This window comes from Oerskovia sp. PE-21s (assembly GCF_056158145.1).
This window is the reverse complement of record NZ_JBUXJM010000004.1, coordinates 458,772-476,879: the sequence shown is the minus strand read 5'-3', so window position 1 is coordinate 476,879 and position 18,108 is coordinate 458,772. Positions and strand designations below refer to the sequence as shown.

Annotated in this window: 15 protein-coding genes; 6 read left to right on the top strand and 9 right to left on the bottom strand. The window is 74.0% G+C overall.

The window, feature by feature from the left end; genetic code table 11:
- Window positions 1–57 precede the first annotated feature (57 nt).
- The 9 genes from ACZDYF_RS10880 to ACZDYF_RS10840 form a co-directional block, all read right to left on the bottom strand.
- A complete protein-coding gene (locus ACZDYF_RS10880; RefSeq protein WP_475056461.1) occupies window positions 58–1,251 on the bottom strand; it encodes an FAD-dependent oxidoreductase in 1,194 nt (397 codons plus the stop codon).
- Window positions 1,252–1,348: 97 nt separating this feature from the next.
- On the bottom strand, window positions 1,349–2,410 hold the full coding sequence (locus ACZDYF_RS10875) for an ABC transporter substrate-binding protein (RefSeq protein WP_475056459.1): 1,062 nt from the start codon (window positions 2,408–2,410) through the stop codon (window positions 1,349–1,351).
- 83 nt (window positions 2,411–2,493) lie between these two features.
- A complete protein-coding gene (locus ACZDYF_RS10870; protein ID WP_475056456.1) occupies window positions 2,494–3,309 on the bottom strand; it encodes an amino acid ABC transporter ATP-binding protein in 816 nt (271 codons plus the stop codon).
- Window positions 3,306–4,454, bottom strand: a complete 1,149-nt coding sequence (locus ACZDYF_RS10865) for an amino acid ABC transporter permease (RefSeq protein WP_475056454.1) — start codon at window positions 4,452–4,454, stop codon at window positions 3,306–3,308. The genes ACZDYF_RS10870 and ACZDYF_RS10865 overlap by 4 nt, the downstream gene beginning before the upstream one ends.
- Before the next feature lie 74 nt (window positions 4,455–4,528).
- A complete protein-coding gene (locus ACZDYF_RS10860; protein WP_475056451.1) occupies window positions 4,529–5,140 on the bottom strand; it encodes a GNAT family N-acetyltransferase in 612 nt (203 codons plus the stop codon).
- The gene (locus tag ACZDYF_RS10855; protein ID WP_475056447.1) at window positions 5,137–6,108 is read right to left on the bottom strand and encodes a DUF1684 domain-containing protein; all 972 of its coding nucleotides are present in this window, start codon (window positions 6,106–6,108) and stop codon (window positions 5,137–5,139) included. The genes ACZDYF_RS10860 and ACZDYF_RS10855 overlap by 4 nt, the downstream gene beginning before the upstream one ends.
- A gap of 51 nt (window positions 6,109–6,159) precedes the next feature.
- Entirely contained in the window at window positions 6,160–7,581 is a 1,422-nt protein-coding gene (locus tag ACZDYF_RS10850; protein ID WP_475056442.1) for an NtaA/DmoA family FMN-dependent monooxygenase, read from the bottom strand.
- Window positions 7,582–7,593: 12 nt separating this feature from the next.
- A complete protein-coding gene (locus ACZDYF_RS10845) occupies window positions 7,594–8,862 on the bottom strand; it encodes an LLM class flavin-dependent oxidoreductase (RefSeq protein ID WP_204807315.1) in 1,269 nt (422 codons plus the stop codon).
- Window positions 8,863–9,441: 579 nt separating this feature from the next.
- Complete coding sequence (locus tag ACZDYF_RS10840; RefSeq protein ID WP_475056437.1) at window positions 9,442–10,215, bottom strand: 3-hydroxyacyl-CoA dehydrogenase; 774 nt, start codon at window positions 10,213–10,215, stop codon at window positions 9,442–9,444.
- Between the two features lie 119 nt (window positions 10,216–10,334).
- Here ACZDYF_RS10840 and ACZDYF_RS10835 point away from each other — a divergent pair, with 119 nt between their 5' ends.
- From ACZDYF_RS10835 to ACZDYF_RS10810, 6 genes are all read left to right on the top strand, one after another.
- The gene (locus ACZDYF_RS10835; protein WP_475056432.1) at window positions 10,335–11,972 is read left to right on the top strand and encodes an ATP-dependent DNA ligase; all 1,638 of its coding nucleotides are present in this window, start codon (window positions 10,335–10,337) and stop codon (window positions 11,970–11,972) included.
- A gap of 397 nt (window positions 11,973–12,369) precedes the next feature.
- On the top strand, window positions 12,370–13,482 hold the full coding sequence (locus tag ACZDYF_RS10830; RefSeq protein WP_475056428.1) for an ABC transporter substrate-binding protein: 1,113 nt from the start codon (window positions 12,370–12,372) through the stop codon (window positions 13,480–13,482).
- Window positions 13,479–14,372 carry an ABC transporter ATP-binding protein gene (locus ACZDYF_RS10825; RefSeq protein WP_475056425.1) on the top strand — a complete coding sequence of 298 codons (894 nt, stop codon included), beginning with the start codon at window positions 13,479–13,481 and terminating at the stop codon, window positions 14,370–14,372. Before ACZDYF_RS10830 ends, ACZDYF_RS10825 begins: the two co-directional genes overlap by 4 nt.
- Window positions 14,365–15,276 carry an ABC transporter permease gene (locus ACZDYF_RS10820; RefSeq protein WP_475056423.1) on the top strand — a complete coding sequence of 304 codons (912 nt, stop codon included), beginning with the start codon at window positions 14,365–14,367 and terminating at the stop codon, window positions 15,274–15,276. Before ACZDYF_RS10825 ends, ACZDYF_RS10820 begins: the two co-directional genes overlap by 8 nt.
- 85 nt (window positions 15,277–15,361) lie before the next feature.
- Window positions 15,362–16,792, top strand: coding sequence for an LLM class flavin-dependent oxidoreductase (locus ACZDYF_RS10815; RefSeq protein WP_475056421.1), 1,431 nt, complete (start codon window positions 15,362–15,364; stop codon window positions 16,790–16,792).
- Window positions 16,789–18,084, top strand: coding sequence for an MFS transporter (locus tag ACZDYF_RS10810; protein WP_475056419.1), 1,296 nt, complete (start codon window positions 16,789–16,791; stop codon window positions 18,082–18,084). Before ACZDYF_RS10815 ends, ACZDYF_RS10810 begins: the two co-directional genes overlap by 4 nt.
- Window positions 18,085–18,108 lie beyond the last annotated feature (24 nt).

Below are 18,108 nucleotides of genomic sequence, written 5' to 3'. Positions count from 1 at the left end.
GCCTTTCGGTGGTCGGAGCGGAACGAGGTGGTCGGTGTCGCAGGCGGGGTCTGCCGGTCAGTCCGCCCGGCCGCGAACCTGCGCCAGCGGACCGCGCGCGAAGCGGGCCAGGGAGAACACCCGGTCCGCGGCCTCGGGCGATGCGTCCGGTGCCTCGCGGGCCAGCTCGGCCAGGACCCGCCCGATCGACGGCGCGAACTTGAAGCCGTGCCCCGAGAACCCCGCGGCGATCACGACGCGGCCCACGCGGTCGAGCACGAAGTCGTGGTCCGGAGTCGTGGTGTACGTGCAGGAGACGGGTACGAGCCGGTCCGCGTCGGCGCCCGGCACCCACGCCCGGACGTAGTCCTGGAGCTGGGCGAGCTGCCCCGGCTCGGGACGGAAGGTCCGCCGGTCGGGGTCCGTGCGGGGACCGACGCCGTGGAACCCGACCTTGATCCCCTCCCCCGGGGTCGCGAGCCCGTAGACGCCGCTGGGCCACGCGTGCGGCTCGGCGGGGGCGTGCGTGAACGCCGGCCAGGCGCCCTCCGCCGGTGCACCCAGGGTGAGGGCGAAGTGCGCGGGCTGCTCCTGGGTGACGACGAGGGACGGGAGGGGCGCGGCGCCGTCGGGCTCGGGGAACGCCGCCCCCAGCAGGCCCGTGCTCCACGCGCCCACGGCGACCACGACCGTGCCCGCGACCAGGTCGCCCCGGTCCGTGACGACCCGCACCGAGCCCGGACCCGGGTGGACGTGGCGGACGTGCACGCCGTGGCGGACGTCGGCACCGTGCGCGCGGGCCGCGGACTGGAACGCCGCGACGGCACGGTCGGCGTGTACCCGCCCGGCCGTCTCGGTCTCGTGCAGGACGTCGCCCTCGAAGCGCAGGCCCGGCCAGCGTTCGGCCGCCTCCTCGGGGCGCAACCACTCGTGCGGGATGCCGCGCGCGACGAACGCGTCCCCGATCTCGGTGCGCCGTGGGAAGCCGTGGCTCACGCCACCGGTCAGCGTGAGGACCGCGCCCGCGCGCAGCCCTGCGTCGCGTTCGACCTCGCGCCACAGGCCGAACGCCTCCTGCGCGAGGTCGAGGTACGCGGGCTGGGAGTACGTCGTGCGGTAGATGCGCGACGCGCCGTGCGAGGCGCCGTTCGCGTGGCCGGGCTCGAAGCGTTCGAGCAGGACGACGTCGTGCCCCGCGCGGGCGAGCCGCCACGCCGCGGCGGACCCCATGACGCCGCCGCCGACGACGACGTGCGACACGTGCTCGGTCATGCTGGGTGCCTCTCTCGGGGCTGCTTCACGGTGGGTGGGCCGGTACCGCCGGCCCGCGGGTCCCAGGAGGAGCCCCGCGGGCCGGGCGGCCGTCCGGTCAGGGCTTGGGCAGCCCGGGCGGGTTGGTCTCCGAGGCGGCGATCGCCTCGTCCTCCAGGCCCCAGTGCTCGAGGAGCTTGGCGTAGCTGCCGTCCTCGATCGCGTGGTTGATGGCCGCGGTGACGGCCGGGGCGAGCTCGCTGCCCTTGAGGGTCGCGACCGCGATCTGCGCCGTCGCGGGCCAGCCGCCGTTGAGCGTGCCCACGACCTCGTACTGGTCGGGCGCGGTCGCGGCGCTGTACGCGAGGCTCGCGTTGGGGCCCACGTACAGGTCGAGGCGACCCGAGGCGACCGCGAGCAGCGCGTCCTTGTAGTCCTCGTAGTACTCGGGCTCCCCGCCCTTGAGGGGGTCGAGGCCCGCGGCCACGTTCTCCTCGTTCCAGGCGAGCAGGATCTTCTCCTGGTTGGTGCCCGACCCGACGCCCACCGTGAGGCCCGCGATGTCCTTGGCCTCCTTGATCGGGGGCACCTTGTCGTTCGACGCGCCCGCGAGCCAGCCGAGCTGGTCGTTGCGGTAGGACGAGAAGTCGTACAGCTCCTTGCGCTCCTCGGTCACGGTGACGTTCGAGATCACGGCGTCGACGTCCCCGGACTGCAGCGCGAGCGGCCAGTCGGCCCACGCCTTGACCTCGAGCTCGAGGTCGAGACCCAGGGCGTCCGCGACGAGGACGGCGATGTTGGGCTCGTTGCCGATGGGCGTCTTGTCGTCGTCCGCGAGGAACCCCAGGGGCGGCAGCCCGCCCGCGGTCGTGGAGACCTTGAGGACCCCTGCGGCCTTGACGTCCTCGGGCAGGAGCGCGATCGCCTCGGGCGACTCGGTCGTGTGGATGAACTCCTGGTCGGGCGAGGTGTCGATCACGAGACCGGCGGCCTCCGCGGCCTTCTCGTTGTCGGCCGTGCCGGGCTCGGCGTCGGCGTTCGTCGCGCACGCCGCGAGCAGCGCGAGGAGGGGAAGGGTCGCGACGGCGGCGACCGCGCGGTGGGAGAGACGGGCGGGGCGGCGACCGGTGCGGGACGCCGCCGAGGGGCGGGCGGGCGCGCCGGAGGTGTGCAGGGACATCGTGTTCTCTTTCGTGGTGGGTGGGAGTGCGGTGGGGCGGCTGACGCGGACCGGCCTCGGGTGTGCCGGACCCCGGGGGTCGGTCACAGGACCTTGTCGAGGAAGGCCCTGGTCCGGTCGTGGCGGGGCGCGTCGAGGACCTGGGCGGGCTGCCCCTGCTCGACGATGCGACCCGCGTCCATGAAGACGACCGTGTCGGCGACCTCGCGGGCGAAGCCGATCTCGTGCGTGACGACGACCATGGTCGTGCCGCCGTGCGCGAGGTCCTTGATGACGTCGAGCACCTCGCCGACGAGCTCGGGGTCGAGCGCCGACGTCGGTTCGTCGAAGAGCAGGACGCGGGGCCGGGTCGCGAGCGCGCGGGCGATCGCCACGCGCTGCTGCTGCCCGCCCGAGAGCTGGCGCGGGCGGGCGTCGACCTTGTCGGCGAGGCCGACCCGGGCCAGGAGCTCGCGCGCCTCGACCTCGACCTCGGCGCGCGGTCGGCCCTGCGCCGAGACGGGCGCCTCGACGACGTTCTCGAGGGCCGTGAGGTGCGGGAAGAGGTTGAAGCTCTGGAACACGAACCCGATCCGGGTCCGCTGGACGAGGATGTCCTTCTCCTTGAGCTCGCGCAGCGTGTCTCCTCGGCGGGAGTACCCGATGAGGTCGCCGTCGACCGCCACGAACCCGCGGTCGACCTTCTCCAGGTGGTTGATGACGCGCAGCAGCGTCGACTTCCCCGAGCCGGACGGGCCGAGGATCACGGTCACCTCGCCCGGGCGGACCACGAGGTCGATGCCCGCGAGCACCTCGAGCGTGCCGTAGGACTTGTGGACGCCGCGGACCTCGACGAGGCCCAGGGGCGTGGTGGGCGGGGTGGCCGGCTCGGCCGCGGGACGGGTGGTCGTGGCGGTCATGCGGCACCTCCAGGGTGGCGGCCGGTCGCCCCGGTGCGGGTCAGGTGACCGCGCCCGACGGCGGCGCGCGCCGCGTAGGCGGGTGGCAGGTGGGCGGGCGCGGGGCGTCCGGTGACCCGGGACCACGCGACCTGGAGCGTCCACCGGACGCGCTGGACCGGGGTCGGGGGCAGCGTGCGGACGGCGCCCTTGGCGTAGTGCCGTTCGACGTAGTACTGCGCGATCGTCAGGACCGTCGTGATGACGAGGTACCAGATGGCCGCGACCATGAGCAGCGGGACGACGCGCTGGTTGCGGCCGTAGATGACGCCGATCGTGTAGAACAGCTCGCCGTACGCGAGGACGTACACGACCGAGGTCCCCTTGACGAGGCCGATGATCTCGTTGACCGACGTCGGCACGATGGTCCGCATGGCCTGCGGCAGCACGATGCGCAGCGTCTGGCGCGAGCGCGGGATGCCCAGGGACGCCGCGGCCTCGTGCTGGCCCTGGTCGACCGAGAGGATCCCGGCGCGCACGATCTCCGAGGAGTAGGCGGCCTGCGACAGGCCCAGGCCCAGGATCGCGGCGCCGAACTTGTCGATCACGTCGAGCGTGCCGAACTCCAGGAAGCCGGGGCCGAACGGGATGCCGAGCGACAGCGTCGGGTACAGGTAGGCCAGGTTGTACCAGAGGAGAAGCTGCAGGATCAGGGGCACCGAGCGGAACACCCACGTGTACGCCGACGACACGGCCTGGAGCAGCGGCGAGCGGGACAGTCGCATGAGCGCGAGGACCGTCCCGAGCCCGAACCCGATGACCGCGGCGACCGCCGTCAGCCGGATGGTCCCCCACAGCCCGCCCAGCACAGAGGGCCAGGTCAGGTACTGCGCGACGACCGACCACTCCCACTTGGGGTTGGTCACGAGCGAGCTGACGACCATCGCGACCAGGACCGCGACGAACGCGGTCGCGACCCAGCGTCCCGGGTGGCGGGCGGGGACGACCTTGAGGTCCTCCCAGCGCGAGGTGGCCTCGTCGGGAGCGGTGGCCCCGTCGGCGACGGATCGGTAGACGGTGGCGGTGGCGCCCGGCGGGTCGGGCAGGGATCCGGGGGGTGGCGCGAGCTGGCGTGACTCGTCCTGCGGGAGGGACAGGGTGCTCATGGTGGACCTCGGGGAGAGAAGGGGGGGTGGGCGTGGGCTGGTCCAGCCGTGTCAGAGCGTGCGTGACCTCGGGGTCACACCGGTTCTGACACGTGCGGACAGAGCCACTTCTCGAACGCCAGGGGCCCGATCTCCTCGGGGTCGCGCGTCACGTCGAACAGCGGGGTGTAGCCCGCGCTGAGGTACAGGCCTGCGGCCTCGGGCTGGCGCGGTCCGGTCGTCAGGTAGATCCGGGGGTAGCCGCGCCCGGCCGCGCGCTGCTCGAGCTCGGCGAGGACCTGGCGGGCGAGCCCGCGCCGCCGGTGGGCCGAGTGGGTCCAGATGCGCTTGAGCTCGGCGGTCGCGACGAGGGGGACGCCGTCGTCGGAATGCGTGGTGCCCCGGGCGTGCGGCCCGGCGTCCGGCCGGGTCCGGCGGGCGGGGTCACCTACCTCCGGTTCTGCCCGACGGCGGAACGCACCACCCGCGACCGGCTCGCCGTCCGCGAGGAGCAACACGAGGTCGCCGTGCGGGGCCGCGAAGTCGGTCGCAGGGTAGTGCTCCATCTCGGCGCGCAGGTCCTCCTCGTCGAGGAGGCTGCGGTAGCGCGAGGCGTACTCGTGCGCGAGCTCGTCGAGCAACGGGCGCACCAGCGGGTCGTGCAGGTGGACGGAGCGGACCGCGACCGCCGTCGTGGGCGCGTTCATCGCGGCACCTTCTCCCCCGCCTCGACCGAGAACGGCAGGACGTTGCCCTCGACCGGGCGCGGGCACGTGCCGAAGTCGGTGAAGGCGTAGGGCAGGTTGAGCGTGCGGTTCAGGTCGAGCCGCAGCGTCCGGACGGCGTCGTCCGGCCCGGCAACGCGCTCGTCGTCGGGGGCCTCGACCTCGTCGGGGGCGTCGGTCTTGTCGGAGGCTGCGGCGCGGTCGACGAACAGCACGCGCCAGTCCGCGACGCCGGGGGCCGGGTCGGTGAACAGCAGGCTCGCGCTGCCGCCCGGCGTGCCCGTGAGCCGCAGGGTCGTCGTCAGGCCGTCGCGCGTGACGTCGACCTCGCCCACGACCTGGACGTGGTGCTCCAGGCCGGGCTGCGCGCCGCCCACGACCTCCGCGACCGGCTCGTCGTACCAGCGGACCGGTGCGTCGAGAACCCACGACGGGTCGTAGGCGAAGGTCGGGACACCCTCGAACGTGACCCGGGTGCGGGCCCGGGGGTCACGCACGCGCAGCCCGTAGCGCCCGGTGCGCCGCACGAGCTCGACCGCGACCGGGGAGGCCGGGTCGGCGCCGTCGGGCACGAAGGTCGCGACGAACGTCGACGCGCCCTCCGCGACGTCCTGGATGTGCGTGCCGCGCAGTGCGTCCTGGCCGCCGGCCGGGATGATCGCGTCTGCCGCCGCGGCGCGCAGGTGCACGCCGTCCGCGTCCGACCACCACTGGCCGGGCAGGCCCGGGAAGGACGTCGGGGACTCCGGGACCCAGTGCAGCGACGTGAGGGTGAGCCAGCCGTGCTGCTCGCGCAGGGTGCGCTCGCGCTCCGCGTGCCACGCCGACCACGCGGCCGCGGCGGCGCTCGTCGCCGAGCCGGACTGCTCGACGGGCGTGCCCGTCGGTGCGGACGCCGTGTGGCGGCCGCGCGTGGTGACGCCTGCCGGGGACGTGGTGCTCGTCGTCATGATGCTCCTTCGGGGCTGGTGGTCGGGCGGTGGTCGGGCGGTCGAGCCGGGTCAGGCGGAGTGGGACGTCGTGCCGGTCGAGGCTCCGGCGGGGCGCCTCGACCCCACCTCGGGACGCGAGAGCCCCAGGTGGTCGCGGAGCGTCGTGCCCGTGTACTCGGTGCGGAACGAGCCGCGCTCCTGGAGCAGCGGCACGACCTGGTCGAGCACGTCGTCGAGGCCCGTGGGGGTCAGGTGCGGCACGAGGATGAAGCCGTCCGACGCGTCCTCCTGCACGTGGCGGTCGATGTCGTCGGCGACCTGCTGCGCCGTGCCGACGAACCCGCCGCGACCCGACACCTCGATCACGAGGTCCCGGATGGACCAGCCGTTGGCCGCGGCCTTCTCGCGCCAGGCGCGGACCACCGGGCCTGGGTCGCTGACGTGCCGGACGCGGCCGCGCGTGATGTTCAGGTGGTCGAGGTCGGGCTCGACGTCGGGCAGCGGCCCCTCGGGGTCGTACGCCGTGAGGTCCCGCCCCCAGACCTGCTCGAGGAACGCGATCGCCGTCCGCCCAGGGACCTGCTGGAGCCGGATCTCCCGCGCACGCTCGGCGGCCTCCTCGGCCGTGTCGCCCAGGACGACGACCGTCGCAGGGAGGATCTTGAGCGAGTCGCGGTCGCGACCGTGGGCCGCGAGGCGCGACTTCACGTCGGCGTAGAACGCCTGGCCGTCCTCGAACGCCGAGTGCGCCGAGAAGACGACGTCGGCCGTCGCCGCCGCGAAGTCGCGCCCGTCGGCCGAGTCGCCCGCCTGGAACAGGACGGGGTGCCCCTGAGGCCCGCGCGGGGTCTCGAACCGGCCCGACACGTCGAAGTGCTTGCCCTGGTGTGCGAACGGGCGCACGGCCCCGGGCCGCACGAGCTCGTCCTCGTCCACCGCCTCGTCGTCCCACGCGTCCCACAGCTGCCGGGCCAGGGCGACGAGCTCGCCCGCGCGCTCGTACCGTTCCTCGTAGGGCAGGAACCCGCCGCGGCGGAAGTTCGCACCCGTGAAGGCGTCGGGGCTCGTGACCAGGTTCCAGGCCGCACGCCCCCCGGACAGGAGGTCGAGCGTCGCGAACTGGCGGGCCAGCTCGTAGGGCTCGTTGAACGTCGTGTTGACCGTCCCCGCGAGGCCCAGGCGGTCGGTGACCGCGGCGAGCGCTGCCAGGACCGGGAGCGTGTCGGGGCGGCCCACGACGTCGAGGTCGTGGATCTGCCCCTTGTGCTCGCGCAGCCGCAGGCCCTCGGCGAGGAAGAAGAAGTCGAGCTTCGCGGCCTCGGCCCGGCGCGCGAGGTGCTCGAACGAGCTGAACTCGATCTGGCTGCGCGAGGCCGGGTCGCTCCACACGGTCGTGTTGTTGACGCCCGGGAAGTGGGCGCCCAGGTGGATCTGCTTGCGGGGCCGACCGTCGTGCGGGCGGGCCGACGAGGCGGGGGTGGGGTGCGTCATGGTGGGGGTTCCTCAGGCGATCGCGGCGGCGTAGCGGTTGGCGGGGCGGGCGAGGCCCAGGGTGTCCCGCAGGGTCGTGCCCGGGTATGCGGCGCGGAAGACGCCTGCGTCCTGGAGCAGCGGCACGACGCCGTCGACCAGCGCGTCGAGGTCCGTACGGAGCGAGGAGGGGCGGATCGTGAACCCGTCCGCAGCGCCCGCCTCGAACCACTCCTCGACGACCTCCGCGAGGTCGCGGGCCGTGCCCACGTGCGTGAGCGAGTCGGTGTCCCACGTGACGCCCTCGAGCCCTTCGAGCAGGTCGAGCCGCGCCTGGGCGCTGGCCCTGTCCTGTCCGATCACGGCGTAGAGGTCGACCAGGACGCGCAGCTCGTCGGGGTCGCGCCCTGCCTCGGCGGCCGCGGCGCGCACCTGGTCGCGCAGCGCCTTGGCCGCGTCGAGCGTCGTGGCCCGCACCCGCACGACGTCGGCGCGACGACCCGCGAGGGCCAGCGCCTCCGCGGAGTCCCCGCGCACCACCACCGGGGGCTGCGCCTGGGGCGAGCGGGGTGTGATCGAGGGGCCCTTCACGGCGAACCGGACGCCGTCGTAGTCGACGTAGTGCACCTTGTCGCGGTCGATGAACCGCCCCGAGGGGACGTCGCGGATCTCGGCGTCGTCCTCCCAGCTGTCCCAGAGGCGGCTCACGACCTCGATCGCCTCCTCGGCCTCGGCGACCGCGTCCGCGGTGTCCTGGGCCTCCTTGCGCCCGAACAGCGCGGCGGCGGCCTCGGTCGTCGACCAGCCCACCTGCCACGCGGCGCGGCCCGTGCTCACGTGGTCGATCGTCGCGATCGCCTTGGAGACGTGGAAGGGCTCGGTGTGCGTCGTGTCGACCGTCGCGACGAGGCCGATCCCCGTCGAGCGGGGCGCGAGGCGCGAGGCCACGAGGGCCGCGTCGAGCCGGCCGCGGAGCGTCGTGTTGCGCGTGGGCTGGAGCGAGAACGTGTCGTCGAACAGCGCGAAGTCGAGCACGCCGCGCTCGGCGGTCGCGACGAGCTCCTGGAGCCGGTGCGCGTCGAACAGGCGAGGCGACTGCGAGCCCACGGCCCGCCACGCACCCGCTCGTGCGCCGGCGTCGGACAGGTCGACGCCGAGGTGCACCGAGCGGCGCGGGCGCTCGTCGAGCAGGTCGTCGATCCCGGCGAGCGCGTCGAGGTCGTCCTCGACGGGCCGGGACGCGGCCTGCTCGTCGGGCTGTGAGGTGGGGGCGAACAGCGGCGTCAGGTTCGAGTCAGGCATGGGTCGTTCCACTCCGGGAGGTCGGGTGCGGGGTCGCTCGGTCGCTGCCGCAGGGGTCGGCGGACGGCCGCGACGGGTCGCGAGAACTGGGGTGCAGAGGGGTGGACCGCCGGGCGCGGTGGCGGGTGGCGCTGTGGCTCGCCGCAGATCGGCATGCCGCAGCGACCCGTTCACGGGCGGGGCGGTTCAGGGACGAGCCGGTCCGGCTCGGGAGACGTCAGGAGGAGCGCAGGCTCAACAACAGACGCGGCCCGGGACGACGGGGCGCCCGGGGGGACAACACGTGCGACCTGCGAGGGCCGACGACGCCGTCACGGGGACGAGCGCGGTGCTGGTGTCCACGGGTCCTCCTCGGGTCGTCGTGCTGCGGTGCGGCGGACGGGGCGTCTGCCGATGGCCCGGAATGTATGCCCGAGCACAGGAGGTGTCAACGACTTGGGCCAACCGTCCGCATTCTGGACCGAATCAGTAGAGATTGAGACAGGAACCGGTCCGAACCGGACACCACCTTTCGCTGAGTGCGGAGTAGTCGTCGTCATCTCCGGCGATCCACAGCAACTGCTCCGCACTCAGCGGACGTCAGCGCGGGGCCATCCGGATCCCGCCGTCGAGGCGGATCACCTCGCCGTTGAGCATGGGGTTCTCGACGATCGCACGCACCAGGCGCGCGAACTCCTCGGGGCGGCCGAGCCTGCGCGGGTGCGGCACCTGAGCCGCGAGCGACTCCTGGGCCTCGGGCGGCAGGGACGCCATCATGGGCGTGCTGAAGATGCCGGGCGCGATCGACATGACCCGGATGCGCCGGTCCGCGAGGTCGCGCGCGAGCGGCAGCGTCATCGCCGCGACCCCGCCCTTCGACGCCGCGTAGGCGGTCTGACCCACCTGGCCGTCGAACGCCGCGACCGACGCGGTGTTCACGATCACGCCGCGCTCCTCGGGCTCGTCGCGCGGGTCGCCGTCCAGGGCGACCATGCGCTCGGCCGCGAGCCGCGCGACGTTGAACGTCCCGACCAGGTTCACGGTCACGACCTTCTGGAACGACGCGAGGTCGTGCACGCCGCCCTTGCCGAGCACGCGCCGCGCGAGCACGATCCCCGCGCAGCTCACCGCGACGTGCAGCCCGCCCAGGTCCGCGGCGGCGTCGAGCGCCCGGGACACGTCGTCCTCGTCCGTGACGTCGGTGGGCACGAACCGGACCGCGTCGCCCAGGGTGTCCGCGAGCGCCTGGCCGGGCGAGCCCGGCAGGTCCGCGACCACGACGCGCGCCCCGGCGCCGACCAGCTCCTCGACCGTCGCCCGCCCCAGCCCCGAGGCCCCTCCGGTCACCAGCGCGACCTTGCCCGCGATCTCCACGTCCCACTCCTTCGTCGACGCCCCTGGGCAGCGTAGCCCGAGGGCGAGGAGGTCCGCAGGGCCGGGCGCCGCCGTCGGGCTGGCCGAGCGGGCCGGGCGGGGTGGCGCGAGGATGAGACATGCTGCTCGCCGAGGTCGCCGCCACGTCCGACGCCGTCGCCGCCACCCGCTCGCGCCTGGCCAAGCGCGCGGCGCTGGCCGACCTGCTGCGCCGGGCCGCACCGGACGGGGAGGCAGGCGGGCCCGGTGACGACGTCGAGATCGTCGTGTCCTACCTCGCGGGCGAGCTGCGGCAGCGCCGCACGGGGCTCGGCTGGGCGTCGCTGCGCTCCCTGCCGCCGCCCGCCGGCTCCCCGACGCTCACGGTCGCGGCGGTCGACGCGACGTTCGAGGAGATGGCGGCGCTCTCGGGTCCCGGCTCGGACACCGCCCGGTCCGCGGCGGCCACGGCGCTGTTCGCAGCGGCGACCGAGCGCGAGCAGTCGTTCCTGCGTGGCCTGGTCGCGGGCGACCTGCGCCAGGGTGCGCTCGACGCCCTGGTCGTGGACGCGGTCGCGGAGGCGGCGGGCGTCCCGGTCGACGCGGTGCGCCGCGCGGTCATGCTGCGCGGGGCGACGGGCCCGGTCGCGCGCGCGGCGCTCGAAGCCCCCGGCCCGACGGCGGCGCTCGCCGCCCTGGCCGGGTTCGGCCTCGAGGTGGGTCGCCCCGTGCGGCCCATGCTCGCGCAGTCGGCCCCCGACGTGGCGGCGGCGTTCGACAAGCTCGGGGCCTCGCCCGCGGCGGACGACCCGGGACACCGGGTCTCGGTCGACGTGAAGCTCGACGGCATCCGCATCCAGGTCCACCGCGACGGCACCGAGGTGCGCGTGTTCACACGCTCGCTCGACGACATCACCTCGCGCGTCCCGGAGATCGTCGCGGATGCGCGCTCCCTGGCCTCGGAGCGGTTCGTGCTGGACGGCGAGGCGCTCGTCGTCGGGCCGGACGGGGTGGCCCGGCCCTTCCAGGAGACGGCTGCCCGGTCGGCCACGCGGGACGCCCCCGGTGCGGGCGGCGGGGACGCCGGCGGTGCGGGTGGCACGGACGGCGAGACCAGCGAGGCCGCGCTTGCCGGGGCGCTCGCGCTCCGCCCGTACTTCTTCGACGTGCTGCACGCCGACGGCCACGACCTGATCGACGCCCCGCTGCACGAGCGGCTCGACGTGCTCGACCGGGTCGCCGGGTCGTTCACCGTCCGTCGCCTGGCGACCGCGTCCCCCGGCGCGGCAGAGGAGTTCTTCGCCGAGGCTGTGCGCGAGGGACAGGAGGGCGTGGTCGTGAAGTCGCTCGACGCGCCCTACGCGGCAGGGCGCCGCGGAGCCGGGTGGGTCAAGGTCAAGCCGCGGCACACGCTCGACCTCGTGGTGCTCGCGGTCGAGTGGGGGTCGGGACGCCGGACGGGGCTGCTGTCCAACATCCACCTGGGCGCACGCGACCACCAGGGCGGGTTCGTGATGCTCGGCAAGACGTTCAAGGGCATGACCGACGAGATGCTGCGCTGGCAGACCGAGCGGTTCCTCGCGCTCGAGACCTCGCGCACCGACTACGTCGTGCACGTCCGGCCCGAGCAGGTCGTCGAGATCGCGTTCGACGGGCTCCAACGGTCCACGCGCTACCCCGGCGGGCTCGCGCTGCGCTTCGCGCGCGTGCTGCGCTACCGCGACGACAAGACCGCCGACGAGGCGGACACGATCGAGGCGGTCAGGGCGCTGGCCTGACCTCAGGGCCGGCCCCGTGCCGTTAACCCGGAGGAACCGGGCGAAACATCGTCTCGGAGACCGGATAGGGCCTTGTGCCGTCCCGGTGGCTGCCGCCAGGATCGCCGCCATGCGCTTCGACGACTCCGCCCACGAGCACCCCGGGACACCGGTGCGCCTCGTGGTGCGCCGCGCCGTCGACCTGCGTCTCGTCGCCGGCTGTCTCTGTCGGTAGCCCCGCCGTTCCCCGGGCACGGCTCGCGCCGACGCCCCGCCCCGCGCTCCTCGCGCGCTCACGCTCCCGCTCGCTCCGTCGTGCACCTCGCGCGCCAGCGGACCGAGCGACCACCCTTCCCACCGTGCTGCCGGCGTGCCCGCCGTCGGCCGGACACGCCTACCCCGACTCCCTGGAGCTCCCATGCCCCGCACCCTCAGACCCCACGCCCACCACCCGGCCCGCACCGCCGTCCGTACCGCCGTCCGGGCCGCGCTGACCGCGGGCCTCGCCGTGACGCTCGTGGCGTGCTCGGCCGCGAGCGCCGAGGAGGCCACGGTCGGCGAGTCCGGCAAGGCCGTGCTGCGCTACGACGGCTCGGTCGGGCAGGTGACCTTCCCCGAGCTCGCGGCGGACCTCGGCTACTTCGAGAAGGTCGAGCTCGAGTGGGTCGGCGACTCGACGGGCGGCCCGCAGAGCATCCAGGCGGCCGCGACAGGCTCGACCGACTTCGGGGGTGCGTTCAACGGCGCCATCGTCAAGCTCAAGGCGTCGGGCTCGCCCATCACGTCCGTCATCTCCTACTACGGCTCGGACGAGCTGTCCTACGGCGGCTTCTACACGGTCGAGGGCAGCCCCGTCACCGAGCCCCGAGACCTGATCGGCAAGTCGATCGGCGTCAACACGCTGGGCGCGCAGAGCGAGTTCCTCATCCGCGAGTGGCTCTCGCGCGGCGGGCTGAGCGCCGAGGAGATCGACCAGGTCGAGCTCGTCGTCGTGCCGCCCGTGAACGCGGAGCAGGTGCTGCGCGAGGGGCAGGTCGACGTCGTCGGGCTCTCGCGCGTCTTCCAGGACAAGGCCCTGGAGCGCGGCGGGATCACGCAGCTCTTCAGCGAGACGTCGCTCTACGGGAACTTCTCCTACGGGACGTACATCCTGCGCGACGAGTACATCGAGAAGAACCCCGAGGTCGTCGAGGACTTCGTGCAGGGCACGGCGCGCGCGATCCGCTGGACGCAGGTCACCCCGGTCGAGGAGGTCCGCGCGCGGTACACCTCGATCATCGAGGGGCGCGGGCGCGGCGAGAACACCGAGCTGGTCCCCTACTGGAAGTCCGCGAGCATCACGGTCCCGGGAGGCGTAATCGCCGAGGAGGAGATCTCGACGTGGATCGACTGGCTCGTGCGCGAGGGCGAGCTCGAGAAGGGCCAGTTCTCCCCCGAGGACATCTACACCAACGAGTACAACCCCTACGCGAACGGGACCTACGCGAAGGACGCGGGCCCCGACGGCGAGCCCGTCGAGGTCGCGCCATGAGCGGCACGGCGGCGGTCACGGCGACCCGGCCCAGCGCGACGGGTTCCCCGGAGGCGGCGGACTTCCCGGGCTCGACCCCCAAGCTCCGCCTCGAGCACGTGCACAAGGAGTTCATCGTGCGCGACGCGGCCGCGGGCCGCGGGGCACGCAAGCGGTTCACGGCCGTCGAGGACTTCACGCTCGACGTCCGCGCGGGCGAGTTCCTGACGGTCGTCGGGCCCTCGGGCTGCGGCAAGTCGACGCTGCTGGACCTGCTCGGCGGGCTCACCGAGCCGACGTCGGGCCGCATCCTGCTCGACGACTCGCCCGTCACGGGGCCGGGCCTCGACCGGGGCGTGGTGTTCCAGCAGTACGCGCTGCTCCCCTGGCGCACGGCCCGCGCGAACGTCGAGCTCGGGCTGGAGGCCAAGGGCGTCGCGCGGGCCGCACGGGCCCGCGTCGCCGACGAGTACCTCGACCTCGTGGGCCTCACGGCCTTCGCGGACCGGTACCCGCACGAGCTCTCGGGCGGCATGAAGCAGCGCGTCGCGATCGCGCGCAGCCTCGCGTTCGACCCCGAGGTGCTCCTCATGGACGAGCCCTTCGCGGCCCTCGACGCCCAGACGCGCGAGTCCCTCCAGGACGAGCTGCTGCGCATCTGGCGCGCGACGGGCAAGACGATCGTCTTCATCACGCACGGCATCGAGGAGTCGGTGTACCTGGGGCAGCGCGTCGCGGTCATGACCCCCCGCCCGGGCCGGTTGCAGACCGTGATCGACGTCGACCTCGCGGGGGCCGCCGGTCCAGGGGACGACGACGAGCACGACGACGTCCGCTCGTCGGCGCGCTTCGGCCGGTACCGGCACGAGGTGTGGAGCGCGCTCCACGCAAAGGAGGACGCCCATGTCTAGCACCGTGACCCCGCACGCCCCCGCGCGGGGCGAGGCCCTGGCCCGCCCTGCGCAGGACACCGTCGCGTTCGCCGACCCGCCCACGCTCGGACGCCGCCAGGTGCTCACGGCCGACCAGGACCCGACGCCGTCCGTCGGTGCTCGCCTGCGGGGCGTGGGGGTCCGTGTCCTGCGGGCCTCGGCCGCGATCGTGCTCTTCCTGGTGATCTGGGAGGTCGCGCCGCGCCTCGGGCTGGTCGACAAGGTCTTCCTGCCCCCGCTCAGCGCGGTGCTCGAGTCCTTCTGGGAGCTGCTCACGAGCGGCGAGCTGGGCAAGCACGTCGGGACGAGCCTGACGCGGGCGGGCACGGGATTCGCGATCGCGGTCCTGCTCGCGATCCCGCTGGGTATCGCGATCGGCTGGTGGGCGAGCGTCGCCCAGTTCCTCGGCCCGTTCCTCGAGCTGTTCCGCAACACCGCGGCCCTGGCGCTCCTGCCCGTGTTCATCCTGATCCTGGGGATCGGCGAGACGTCGAAGATCACGCTCGTCGTCTACGCGTGCTTCTTCCCGATCCTCCTCAACACGATCGCCGGGGTCCGGACCGTGGACCCGCTGCTCGTGAAGTCGGCTCGGTCTCTCGGGCTGCCTCCCGTCCGGCTGTTCCAGAAGGTCGTGCTGCCGGCCGCCGTCCCGACGATCTTCACGGGCATCCGCATGGCCGGGACGAGCTCGATCCTCGTGCTCATCGCGGCCGAGATGGTCGGCGCCAAGGCCGGTCTCGGCTACCTCATCACCTACGCGCAGTTCAACTTCCAGATCACGAACATGTACGCCGGGATCATCGCGATCTCGCTCGTCGGGGTCTCGATCAACGCCGTGCTCGTGAGCCTCGAACGGCACTTCTCGCGCTGGCGCACCACGTGAGCGGTTCGCCCGTGAGCGACCCAGCCCCCGCACGAACCGTCTCCCGCCCCATCCCACGACCCGACCCACGACCCGAGGACGCACCATGACCCAGCAGCCCCGCCAGCTCAGCCTGAACCTGTTCATCCACCCCGCAGGCCACCACGAGGCGGCCTGGCGCCACCCGGACACCCAGCCCGAGCGCATCTTCACGGCCGACTTCTACACCGAGCTCGCCCGCACGGCCGAGGCCGCGAGGTTCGACGCCGTCTTCTTCGCGGACGGCCCCGTCCTGCACGACGGCGTCGAGTTCAACAGCGTGGGCCGGCTCGAGCCGATCCTGACGCTCGCGTCGATCGCTGCTGCGACGACGCGGATCGGCCTGATCGCGACCGCGTCGACCACGTTCTACGACCCGTACAACCTGGCGCGGCTCTTCTCGACGCTCGACCACCTGAGCAACGGTCGCGCCGGGTGGAACATCGTCACGACGGCGAGCGAGGACGCGGCCCGCAACTTCGGCCTCGACTCCCACCCGGACCACGTCGAGCGGTACGCGCGCGCCGCCGAGTTCGTCGAGGTCACCACCCGGCTCTGGGACAGCTGGGAGGACGACGCGGTGCTGATCGACCGCGCGTCGGGCCGTTACGCCGACCCCGCGAAGATCCACGACGCGGCCTTCCGCGGCGAGCACCTGCGCGTCGAGGGCGCCTTCAACGCGGCCCGCTCGCCGCAGGGCCACCCGGTCCTGGTCCAGGCGGGCGCGTCGAACGAGGGGCGCGCGTTCGCGAGCCGCTACGCCGAGGCGATCTTCACGGCGCACCAGCGGCTGTCCGACGCGCAGGCCTTCTACGCCGACATCAAGGCCGGGGCCGAGGCGCTGGGCCGCTCGCGCGACGCCGTCAAGATCCTCCCGGGCATCAGCCCGTTCATCGCCGCGACCGAGGACGAGGCCAAGGCACTGGAGCGCGAGTTCAACGAGCTCACGGTCCCCGAGTACGGGCTGCGCCAGCTCGAGAAGCTCACGGGCGTCCGCCTCGATCACGCGCAGCTCGACGGCCCCGTACCGACCGAGCTGTTCGCGGACGCGGGCGACGTGACCGACAACTCGCGCAGCCGCCTCCAGGTCGTCGCGGGCATCGTCGAGCGTGAGCAGCCCACTGTTCGCGGGCTGCTCCACCGCCTCGCGGGGGCGCGCGGCCACCGGGTCGTCGCGGGCACGCCCGAGCAGGTCGCCGACACGATCGAGGAGTGGTTCACGCAGGGCGCCGCCGACGGCTTCAACGTCATGCCGCCCTACCTGCCGGGTGGCCTGGACGACTTCGCCGACCACGTCGTGCCGATCCTGCGCGAGCGCGGCCTGTTCCGTACGGAGTACGAGGGCACGACGCTGCGCGACCACCTCGGCCTCGCGCGCCCCGAGAGCCGGTACGCGACGCGCGCGGCCGACGCGCTCCCCGAGGCGGACCGTACGGACGAGGCGAGCGGCGCCGTCGGGCAGGAGGGGGCCCGGACCACGGAGCCGGTCCTGGCGTGAGCGCGGGCACGGGCTCCCCGCCGGTCCGGCTGGCGTGGACCGTCCACGTCCCCGCCGGCGTCTGGGGCGTCGCCCAGGGCGCGGCCGCACCGGTCGTCGCGCTCGCCGCGCGCGAGCACGGCGCGTCGCTGGGTGTCGCGGGCCTGGTGGTCGCGCTCGCCGGGCTCGGTCAGCTGGTCGGCGACCTGCCCGCGGGGCGGCTCGTCTCGCGGTTCGGGGAACGGCGCTCGATCGTCGGGGCGAGCGTGCTGGCCGTGGGCGGGGTCGCGCTCTGCCTGGTCTCGTGGTCGGTCGTCTCGCTCGCGGTCGGCGTGTTCCTCGCGGGCCTCTCGCAAGCCGTGTGGGGCCTCGCCCGCCAGACGTACCTCGCCGAGGCCGTGCCGTTCGCGCGCCGCGCTCGCGTCATGTCGAGCGTCGCGGCCATGATGCGGGTCGGCTTCTTCGTCGGTCCCATCCTCGGGGCGGCCGCGATCCTGGCCGTCGGGACGCGCGGCGGGTTCGCGGTGCAGCTCGTCGCGGTGTGCGCCACGGCGGTCCTCATGGGCCGCGTGCCCGACGTCGGACGCTCGCCCCGTGCACCCGGCGCGCCGGGCGACGTGGTCGCCCGGGAGGCGGGGCTGTGGCGCGTGCTCGTCGAGCACCGCCGGCTGCTGCGCACGCTCGGCCTCGGCGCCGCCCTCATGGGGCTCTCGCGCACGGCCCGCACCGTGGTCCTGCCGCTGTGGGCCGACCTCCTGGGGGTCGACGCCGCGACGACGAGCCTGGTCTTCGGGGCCAGCGCCGCGCTCGACGTGCTCGTGTCGATCCCCGCGGGGTACCTCATGGACCGGTTCGGTCGGCGCGCCCTCGCCGTCCCGTCGCTCGCAGTCCTCGCTGCGGGCTACCTCGCGCTGCCGTGGGCGGGCGGCGTCGCGTCCCTGGCGGTGGTGGCCCTGGTGCTCGGGTTCGGGAACGGGCTGAGCAACGGCGTCATCATGACGCTCGGCGCCGACGTCGCGCCGCCCGCGCAGCGTGCCGAGTTCTTCGGGGCGTGGCGGCTCCTGCACGACGCGGGGGCGTTCGCGGGTCCGCTCGTCGTCGCGGGCACCGCCCTCGTCGCGCCGCTGGGGGCCGCCGCGCTCGTCGTCGGCGCGACGTCGGTCGCGGGTGGTGCCGTGTTCTGGCGGTACGTGCCCGTGTGGGCGCCGTGGCCGCGGCCGGTGGCGGTGGCGGTGGAGATGGAGCCCGTGGCGGTGACCGTGCCGGGGGCGGAAGACGTGACCGGGGTCGCGAGCGAGACCGTCCCTCGGTGATGCTGGGTGTCCACGCCCCCTCGC

Excerpts from the sequence above, each read along its gene's own strand:
- ACZDYF_RS10880 (WP_475056461.1), bottom strand. The coding sequence starts at position 1,251 with ATGACCGAGCACGTGTCGCACGTCGTCGTCGGCGGCGGCGTCATGGGG.
- ACZDYF_RS10875 (WP_475056459.1), bottom strand. The coding sequence starts at position 2,410 with ATGTCCCTGCACACCTCCGGCGCGCCCGCCCGCCCCTCGGCGGCGTCC.
- ACZDYF_RS10870 (WP_475056456.1), bottom strand. The coding sequence starts at position 3,309 with ATGACCGCCACGACCACCCGTCCCGCGGCCGAGCCGGCCACCCCGCCC.
- ACZDYF_RS10865 (WP_475056454.1), bottom strand. The coding sequence starts at position 4,454 with ATGAGCACCCTGTCCCTCCCGCAGGACGAGTCACGCCAGCTCGCGCCA.
- ACZDYF_RS10860 (WP_475056451.1), bottom strand. The coding sequence starts at position 5,140 with ATGAACGCGCCCACGACGGCGGTCGCGGTCCGCTCCGTCCACCTGCAC.
- ACZDYF_RS10855 (WP_475056447.1), bottom strand. The coding sequence starts at position 6,108 with ATGACGACGAGCACCACGTCCCCGGCAGGCGTCACCACGCGCGGCCGC.
- ACZDYF_RS10850 (WP_475056442.1), bottom strand. The coding sequence starts at position 7,581 with ATGACGCACCCCACCCCCGCCTCGTCGGCCCGCCCGCACGACGGTCGG.
- ACZDYF_RS10845 (WP_204807315.1), bottom strand. The coding sequence starts at position 8,862 with ATGCCTGACTCGAACCTGACGCCGCTGTTCGCCCCCACCTCACAGCCC.
- ACZDYF_RS10835 (WP_475056432.1), top strand. The coding sequence starts at position 10,335 with ATGCTGCTCGCCGAGGTCGCCGCCACGTCCGACGCCGTCGCCGCCACC.
- ACZDYF_RS10830 (WP_475056428.1), top strand. The coding sequence starts at position 12,370 with ATGCCCCGCACCCTCAGACCCCACGCCCACCACCCGGCCCGCACCGCC.
- ACZDYF_RS10825 (WP_475056425.1), top strand. The coding sequence starts at position 13,479 with ATGAGCGGCACGGCGGCGGTCACGGCGACCCGGCCCAGCGCGACGGGT.
- ACZDYF_RS10820 (WP_475056423.1), top strand. The coding sequence starts at position 14,365 with ATGTCTAGCACCGTGACCCCGCACGCCCCCGCGCGGGGCGAGGCCCTG.
- ACZDYF_RS10815 (WP_475056421.1), top strand. The coding sequence starts at position 15,362 with ATGACCCAGCAGCCCCGCCAGCTCAGCCTGAACCTGTTCATCCACCCC.